Origin of the sequence: Anaeromyxobacter sp. PSR-1, from assembly GCF_000964525.1 — a bacterium.
GTDB lineage: Bacteria > Myxococcota > Myxococcia > Myxococcales > Anaeromyxobacteraceae > Anaeromyxobacter.
In genome coordinates this window covers 1-8,019 of record NZ_BAZG01000196.1, presented here as the reverse complement: position 1 = coordinate 8,019, position 8,019 = coordinate 1, and the positions used below count along the sequence as shown (strand labels likewise).

Sequence of the window (8,019 nt, the reverse complement as noted above, 5' to 3'; positions counted from 1 at the left end):
GTCGGAGCGGCCCTCGGCGCGCGCCACCACCGCGTGCGCCAGCCCGGCCCGCCGCGCCGCGCGCGCGCCCTCCGCCGCGCCGTCGCAGGCGACGCCGTAGTCGAGCCAGCGCCCCGGCCGCGCCCGCGCCGCCTCGCCGACGGCCTCGGCCCGCGCCAGCGCCGGATCGCCGTCCACCACCGGCCGGCACAGCAGCAGGCGCTCTCCGCCCGAGGCGACCGCCGCCGCGATCACCATGCCCATCACGCCCGAAAGCGCCATCGCCACCTCCGCACGATCCGTCACGCCGTCACGCTGAGTGCGCCCGCACTATCAGCACAGCTGCGTCGCCCGCTGCAAGCGGCGTGCAGCGCCCCCGACGCGTGTGGATCCGCGTGACCCACCCCGGCTCGGGCGCGCCGGACGGTCCGCGCCGCGGACCGCCCACCCGAGGCGCGGACTCGACCCAGCGTCCGGGATGCGGGATCACTCGCGAAAGGTGGATCTGCTCCCTGGTACGACACTCGCAGTGCGACCGCGCCGCTTGAAACCGGATCGTGCGTCCGTACGATCCGTGAACTTCGCCTTCCAGGAGGACGGCCGATGCGCAGCGCAGGGTTCGTGGAGCGGCTCGGGATCATCATCTTCGTCATCGCAGCGGGAGCGGGCTGCTCGGGCGGCGGCGCCACGGCGCGCACGTGCCAGGCGGACGACGGCTGCGGCGCGGCGGCGCGCTGCGTGGCCGGCGCCTGCGTCGCGAACGCCCCGCCGATCGCGGTCATCGCCGCGCCCGCGGGGCCGCAGGCGTTCGCGCTGGTGGAGCTGGACGGCGGCGGGAGCGCCGATCCGGACGCGCCCCGCGACGCGGTCGCCTCGCACGCGTGGACGATCGCGGCCGTGGACGCGCCCTGCGCAGCGCCGGCGGTGGCCGGCACCGGTCCGCTGGCGCGGGTGCGCTTCGGGTGCGCCGGCCGCTACGCGATCGAGCTGGTGGTGCGCGACCAGCTCGGCGCCGAGAGCGCGCCAGCCCGGCTCGAGCTGGACGTCGCGCCCTACGCCGGCACGCCGCCCGTCGCCGCCGGCCCGGACGTCGCGCTCGGCCACCTGTGCCAGGGCGAGCCGCTGCGCTGCGCCCCCGACGGCCCGGTGGCGCTGTCGGCCACCCTCTCGGCCGCCGCCGCGCAGGGACCGGTCCGCTGGCAGTGGACGGTGGAGCCGCCCGCCGGCCGCCCCCTCGGCGCCGACCGCCGCGCGACCTTCACCCCCGGGCCCGACGACATCGCGCCGGCGGTGTCCATCGAGACCGACGGGACGGCCATCTCGGGCGACTGGGTGTTCCGGGTCGAGGCGTCCGACGACGCGGGTGTGCTCGGCGCCGCGGCCACGCGGGTGAGCGTCGGCAACCGCCCGCCGGCGGTCGCCGCGACGCCGCCCCCCGAGGCGCCGCACGCGTACGACGCCTCGGGCCCGCGCCTCGTCGCCGAGGGGCGGATCCCGATCTCGGTGACCGACCCGGACGGCGATCCGCTCGAGCCGCGCACCGTGACCTGGCACCACGCCGGCGACGGCGACGCCGGCGTCTTCGAGGGCGAGGACCTCGGCGCCGCGCTCACCTTCCGCGTGGCCATCCCCTACGCCTCGCCGGCCGACGCCCCCTACCTCGCCGGCGGCGCGGGGCTGGAGCGCACCATCGTGGTGACGGTCGCCGACGCGAACGGCGCGCCGGCGCGGGCCGAGCTGCCGGTGACGGTGGGCAACCGCCCGCCCTCGGTGGTGTCGGCGCCGTCGAGCGGGCTCGGGATCCTCCACGCGTTCGACCCCATCGCCCGGCGCTACCGCGCCACGCAGGAGCTGTGGCGCGTGGTGGACCCGGACGGCGACCCCATCTCGCCCACCGGCGGCACCGGCGACGCGGCCTGCGACCGGCTCACGCTCCTGTCCGACGGCGCCGCGATCATCGAGTGCAGCGGCGCGTACCAGACCCCGTCCGACCTCGCGGCCTTCGTCGGCCTGCACACGATCGCGCCCTCGGTCGCAGATCCCTGGACCGCCACCGCGCTGCCCGCGGCGCAGCTCTCGATCGGCAACGGCCTGCCCACCGCCACCTCCTCCACGGTCACGCAGGTGGTCACGTGCGACCGTCCCCCCGACGACGCGCTCTGCTGCCGCTGGTCGGGGTCGGTCTGCGTGCAGTACCCGCTGGTGATCCCGGCGCGGACCTACGCGGTGACGCCGAAGGTCTCGGATCCGGACGGCGATCCGGTCCAGGTGGCGTTCTCGGCCGGCGTGACCCCGATGAGCGTGCGGTGCGAGGGCGGGGCGTGCGAGCAGGCCACGGCCGTCGCGCCGGAGGTCGCCACCTGCACCGCCACGCAGGCGACGAGCACGCAGACCTTCTCGGTGACCGATGGCGCGGACTCCCCCACCACACCGAGCGCGACCTTCAGCTACGTGCGGAGCTGTCAGTAGGCGGGCGCGCCGCCGGGCGCCGACCGGCGGCGCTCCACCACCGCGTCGGCGGCCTGGGCGATGCGCTCGACGCCGAGCGCCTTGTCCAGGACCGCGTCGGCGCCGGCCGCCGCGAGCCGCGGCTCCAGCCCTTCCTCGAGCCGGCCGGTCACCGCCACGATGGCGAGGTCGGCCTCCCCGCCCACGGTGCGGATCCGGCGCACCAGCTCGGCGCCGTCCATGCCGGGCATGCGCACGTCGGTGACGAGGAGGTCGAGCGCGAGCACCTCCTCCGCGAGCACCCGGAGCCCCTCGGTCGCGTCGGCGGCGGTGAGCACCTCGAACCCGCGGCCGCCGAGCGCGTCGGCGAGCATCCGGCGGAGCAGCGCGTCGTCGTCCACCACCAGCGCGCGGCGGGGCCGGCCGGAGAGCTGCGCCACCGCCGCGGAGAGGACCGCGTCCGCCTCGGCGTCGAGCGTGAACCGCACGCCCATGCCGCTCGCGCTCGCGAACACCACGCGCGCCGGGGTGGACAGCTCGACGCCGTTCGGCAGGGCGAGGCGGAGCACGAGCTGCGCGCCCACCTTGGCGGGCCGGGCGGTGCGCACGAACGCGCCGCCCTGGGAGAGGTTCTCGATCCAGTCGGAGGCGAGCTCGCTGGCGGTCGCGTACTCGATGCGCGCCTGCGCGGCGGGGTCGGGCGGCGGCAGCGCGACGACCGTGACCGGGCCGCTCACCGCGAAGCGGGCGGTGGCGCGGGTGCCGGCGCCGACCTCGCTGGCGCCGGCGGCCTTGCGGGCGAGGGCGTCGCGCAGCGCCGGCGGGGCCTCGTCGAGGCGCAGCGTGTAGCCGGCCGGCGCGCCGGGCCGCGCCTGCGCGGGGCCGCGGACGTCCATCACGGTCGCGCGCGCCTCCACCGGCCGCGCCACCCCGGGCAGCCGGAGCGCGAGGGCGAGCACGTCGCCGGGCGGCGGCGCGATGGGCGCCGCCACGAACAGCGTCCCCGCCTTGGGATCGCACTGCACGCCCTGCCAGCCGGGCCCGCCCACGTCCATGCACAGCACCGGGTGCGCGGCGGCGCTGCGGTGCCGTCCCGCCGGCGCGCCGGCCTCGCCGAAGAAGCGTCCCGACACGTCGAGCAGGTCGCCGGGGAGGATGCCCTCGGCGACGACGTCGCACGCGTCCACCTGCGCCCGCAGCCGCTCCCGCTCCGCGTCCGGCGCGTCGGCGGGCGCGAGCAGCCGGCCGCCGGCGCGCGCCGTCCAGAACGCGAGGCGCGCCCGCGCCGCCTCCGAGGCGGCCCCGTCGCGGGCGGCGACCGCCACCGCGAGGAACCGGGTGGACGAGGCGAACGCGAGGTCACAGCCGTCGAGGGCGTCGCCGAGCACGTGCGGCAGGGCCAGCACGAGCCGCTCCGCCGCGAGCAGGCGGTCCCCCTCGGCCCGGACGAAGATGCAGGCGAGCTCGACGGTGTCCATGGGGCGCGTCCAGTCCATACTCCAGGTGGAAGGCGTGCGCCGCCCGCGAGATGGGGGCGCCGGCCGGCGCCCCTCGCAGGCGTGCGCTAGGCCGGCGCGGCCGCCCCGGCGTGCGCGGCGTCCCGGCGGAGGACGGCGGGGATGCCGTCGCGCCACGCGCGCGCCAGCTCCTCGACCGGTACCGAGAGCGCGCCCTGGATCTCCAGCCGGTCGCCGCCCACCGCCCCGAGGCGGATGACCGGCGCGCCGCACGCCTGCGCGAGCTCCACGAACCGGGCGGCGTTCTCCTTGGGCAGCGACACCAGGATGCGGCTCGCGTCCTCCCCGAACAGCACGAAGTCCTTGCGGACCGGGAACGGGATGCGCACCGCGCAGCCGATCCAGCCCGGCTTCGAGCCGTCGGCGGGGACCTCGTGCATCATGCAGCTCTCCGCCAGCGCCACCGCGAGGCCGCCCTCGGAGCAGTCGTGCGCCGAGGAGAGCAGGCCGGCCCGGACGGCGCGGCGGACGGTCTCCTGCACCGCCTTCTCGCGCGCGAGGTCGAGCGCCGGCGGGCGGCCGGCCTCCTCGCCGTGCTCCGCCGACAGGTACTCCGAGCCGCCCACCTCGCCCTGCAGGCTCCCCACCAGCGCGATGACGTCGCCGGCGTCGCGGAAGGTGGAGTGGCAGGTGCGCTCCACCGGCTCGACCAGGCCCACCATGCCGACGGTGGGCGTGGGCAGGATGCCCTGGCCCTCGGTCTCGTTGTAGAGCGAGACGTTGCCGGAGACGACCGGGGTGCCGAACGCGCGGCAGGCGTCGCCGATGCCGCGCACGCACTCGGCGAACTGCCACATGATCTCCGGCTTCTCGGGGTTGCCGAAGTTCAGGCAGTCGGTGATGGCGATGGGCTCGCCGCCCACGCAGGCGATGTTGCGGGCGCATTCGGCCACCGCGTGCATGGCGCCGAGGTACGGGTCGAGGAAGCAGAAGCGCCCGTTCACGCCCACCGAGAGCGCGATCCCCTTGTGCGCGTGCTTGTCGTGCGAGACCGCGAGGCGCACCACCGCGGCGTCGCCGCCGGGCCGCACCGCGCCGACCAGCCGGACCATGTGATCGTACTGGCGGTAGACCCACTCCTTGGACGCGATGGTGGGCCGGGCGAGCAGCCGGAGCAGCGCCGCGCCGAGGTCGGCCGGCTCGGGCAGGGTGGCCGGGTCGAAGGCGTGCAGCGCGGGCAGCGCCGGGTGCGGGGTCATGGGGCGGTGGTACTTCGGCGCGCCCTCGGTGAGCGGATCCACCGGCAGGTCGGCCACCACCTCGCCGCGCCAGTGCGCGCGCCAGCGGCCGCTCGCGGTCACGCGCCCGATCACCGCCACGTCGAGGTCCCACTTCTCGCAGATGCTCCGGACCAGCTCCTCCTTGCCCTCGGCCGCCACGAGCAGCATGCGCTCCTGCGACTCGGAGAGGAGGATCTCGTACGGCGTCATGCCCTCCTCGCGGAGCGGCACCTTGTCGAGGAACAGGTCGAGCCCGTTCCCGCCGCGGCCGGCCATCTCCACCGACGAGCTGGTGAGGCCGGCGGCGCCCATGTCCTGGATGCCGACCACCGCGTCGGTCTGGAACAGCTCGAGGCACGCCTCGAGCAGCAGCTTCTCCATGAACGGGTCGCCGACCTGCACCGTCGGGCGCTTCTCCTCGGTGGAGGCGTCGAACTCGGCCGACGCCATGGTGGCGCCGTGGATGCCGTCGCGGCCGGTCTTCGCCCCCACGTACATCACCGGGTTGCCGACGCCGGCGGCGGTGCCGCGGAAGATCTTGTCGGCGGGGAGGATGCCGAGCGTGAACGCGTTCACCAGGCAGTTGCCGTTGTACGAGGGGTGGAACGCCACCTCGCCGCCCACGGTGGGCACGCCCATGCAGTTGCCGTAGCCGCCGATGCCGGCCACCACGCCCTCCAGCAGGTAGGCGGTCCTCGGGTGGCTCGGGTCGCCGAAGCGGAGCGCGTTCAGCGAGGCGATGGGGCGGGCGCCCATGGTGAAGACGTCGCGGAGGATGCCGCCCACGCCGGTGGCCGCGCCCTGGTACGGCTCGATGTAGCTCGGGTGGTTGTGGCTCTCCATCTTGAACGCGGCGGCGAGCCCGTCGCCGAGGTCCACCACGCCCGCGTTCTCGCCCGGCCCCTGCAGCACCCGCGGGCCGCTGGTCGGGAAGGTCTTCAGGTGGACGCGCGACGACTTGTAGGAGCAGTGCTCGCTCCACATGACCGAGAACACGCCCAGCTCGGTGAGCGTGGGCACGCGCCCGAGGTGCTCGAGGATGCGCTGGTACTCGTCCGGCTTGAGGCCGTGCTGCGCGACGATCTCGGGGGTGATCTGCTCGGTCATGAGGCCGCGGATTCTAGCGGCGGAGGCCCGGGAGATCGAGGCTCGTCGTCCGGCCGGGCGCCGGGCGTGCGGCCGGCCGCGCGCCGCGGGCCCGGGGCGCCCCGGTCCTGGCCGCCCGGGCGCGTCACCGGGCGGACCGCCTACAGCGCCAGGAGCAGCTTCGTCAGGTCGTAGCGGACGTCGCCGCGCTCGGAGACCGGCACCGGGGCGGCGGGGAGCCGCAGCCGCTCCACCAGCCGGTTGTAGCCGAGGCCCATGAGCGTCCGGAGGTTGACCGCGTCGTGCAGGTTGTACTCGGCGAACAGCCGGAGCGCGCCGGCGTCGCCCCGCTCCTGCCAGGCGCGCCAGAGGCGGACCGCGTCCAGGCCGGAGAGGCCGTGGAGGTGCGCCGGGCGGCCGACGCCGGTCTCCTCCTCGAGCCGCTTCAGGCCGCCCCTGTGGCCGAGGCGGCGCCAGAGGTGGCAGAGGTCCACGTGCGCGCGCGGCGGGCGCCAGCCGGGGAACGCGCGCCGGAGCACCGGCTCGTCGAAGGCGAGGCCGTTGTAGGTGACGAGCACCTTCCAGCCGCGCGCCGCCTCCGGGAACGCGTCGAGGTCGCGACCGTCCAGGAACAGCCGCGGCCCGGACGCGTCCAGCACGCCCACGCAGGTGAGCCGCTCGCCGTCGGTCTCGACGTCGAGGAACGCGGCGTCCTCCGCGAAGGCGGGGTAGAGCCGCCAGCGCTCGTTGCGCGGGATCATGGCCGCGAGCGCGTCGGCGTCGCCCGCCTCGAGCGCGGCCTCGGCGCGGGCCACCGCGTCGCGCAGGCGCGCGTCGATCCGCGGCGAGAGCGCCACCGCGGGCGCGGCGGGCAGGTCGGCCCAGCGCCGGATGCCGGCGTTCCAGAGCTTCCCCTCGAGGTAGGGGCCGATGCCCGGCGCGAGCCGGAAGGTGCTGCGGATCATGCGGAGGCGGAGCTTACGCGCGGAGCCGCCGCGCGCGCAAAGCCGGCCCGGGTCAGCGCTCCCAGGCGCTCCGCCACGCGCCGGCGCGCTCGGCGTGCTCGAGGAAGCTCCGGTAGAACGGGTGGCGCGACACGGTGCTGCCGTCGCCCACCACCACCAGCTTCGCCCGCGCGCGGGTGAGCGCCACGTTCATGCGGCGCACGTCGGCGAGGAAGCCCACCTCGCCCGCCTCGTTGGAGCGCACCAGCGAGACCACCACCGCCTCCTTCTCGCGCCCCTGGAAGCCGTCCACCGTGTCCACCTCCAGGCCGGCCTCCAGCTCGTCGGCGAGGAGCTGCCGGAGGCGCTGCACCTGCGCGTCGTAGGGCGAGATCACCGCCACGTCGCCGGGGGCGAGCCCGGCCGCGAGCAGGCGCCGGACCTCCGACGCCGCCAGCTCCGCCTCGCCGGCGTTCTGCTTCGAGTCGGAGCCCTCCGGCGTCTCCTCCTCGAAGCCGCGCCCGGAGGTGTCCACCAGCTCGAGCGGCGCGTCGTCCACGGCGCGGCCGGCGGCGGCCGGGTGGGCGCGGAGCGCGCCGCGGTAGAGCGCCTCGGACGGGAACGCCATGATGCGGGCGTTCATGCGGTGCTGCTCGGCGAGCATCACCCGCGCCCGGTCGCCGTGCGCCTCCACCAGCCGCTCGAACAGCGACACCCCCAGGCCGCCGGCCTGGGCCGCGGCGGAGAGCACGGTGGGCGGCAGCTGCAGGTGGTCGCCGGCCAGCACCGCGCGGTCGGCGCGCAGGAGCGCCAGGTACGCGGCCG

General features: G+C 76.6%; 5 protein-coding genes and 1 pseudogene. 1 reads left to right on the top strand and 5 read right to left on the bottom strand.

The window, feature by feature from the left end; all coding sequences use genetic code 11:
* Nucleotides 1-261 (bottom strand): annotated as a pseudogene (locus PSR1_RS19860) (hypothetical protein); the annotation flags it as partial.
* 321 nt (nucleotides 262-582) lie between these two features.
* Between PSR1_RS19860 and PSR1_RS19855 the strand changes: the two are divergent.
* The gene (locus tag PSR1_RS19855) at nucleotides 583-2,448 is read left to right on the top strand and encodes a hypothetical protein (protein ID WP_059439141.1); all 1,866 of its coding nucleotides are present in this window, start codon (nucleotides 583-585) and stop codon (nucleotides 2,446-2,448) included.
* Here PSR1_RS19855 and PSR1_RS19850 read toward each other — a convergent pair.
* The 4 genes from PSR1_RS19850 to PSR1_RS19835 all read right to left on the bottom strand — a co-directional run.
* Nucleotides 2,442-3,923: a response regulator gene (locus PSR1_RS19850; protein ID WP_237758165.1), complete on the bottom strand. Its 1,482-nt coding sequence runs from the start codon at nucleotides 3,921-3,923 to the stop codon at nucleotides 2,442-2,444. The two genes, PSR1_RS19855 and PSR1_RS19850, sit on opposite strands and share 7 nt — an antisense overlap.
* A gap of 68 nt (nucleotides 3,924-3,991) precedes the next feature.
* The gene (gene purL / locus PSR1_RS19845) at nucleotides 3,992-6,271 is read right to left on the bottom strand and encodes a phosphoribosylformylglycinamidine synthase subunit PurL (RefSeq protein WP_059439139.1); all 2,280 of its coding nucleotides are present in this window, start codon (nucleotides 6,269-6,271) and stop codon (nucleotides 3,992-3,994) included.
* Between the two features lie 140 nt (nucleotides 6,272-6,411).
* Complete coding sequence (locus PSR1_RS19840; RefSeq protein WP_059439138.1) at nucleotides 6,412-7,215, bottom strand: ribonuclease H-like domain-containing protein; 804 nt, start codon at nucleotides 7,213-7,215, stop codon at nucleotides 6,412-6,414.
* Nucleotides 7,216-7,267: 52 nt separating this feature from the next.
* Nucleotides 7,268-8,019, bottom strand: a 752-nt coding sequence (locus PSR1_RS19835; protein ID WP_237758164.1) for an AAA domain-containing protein, incomplete at its 5' end; no start/stop codon positions are given.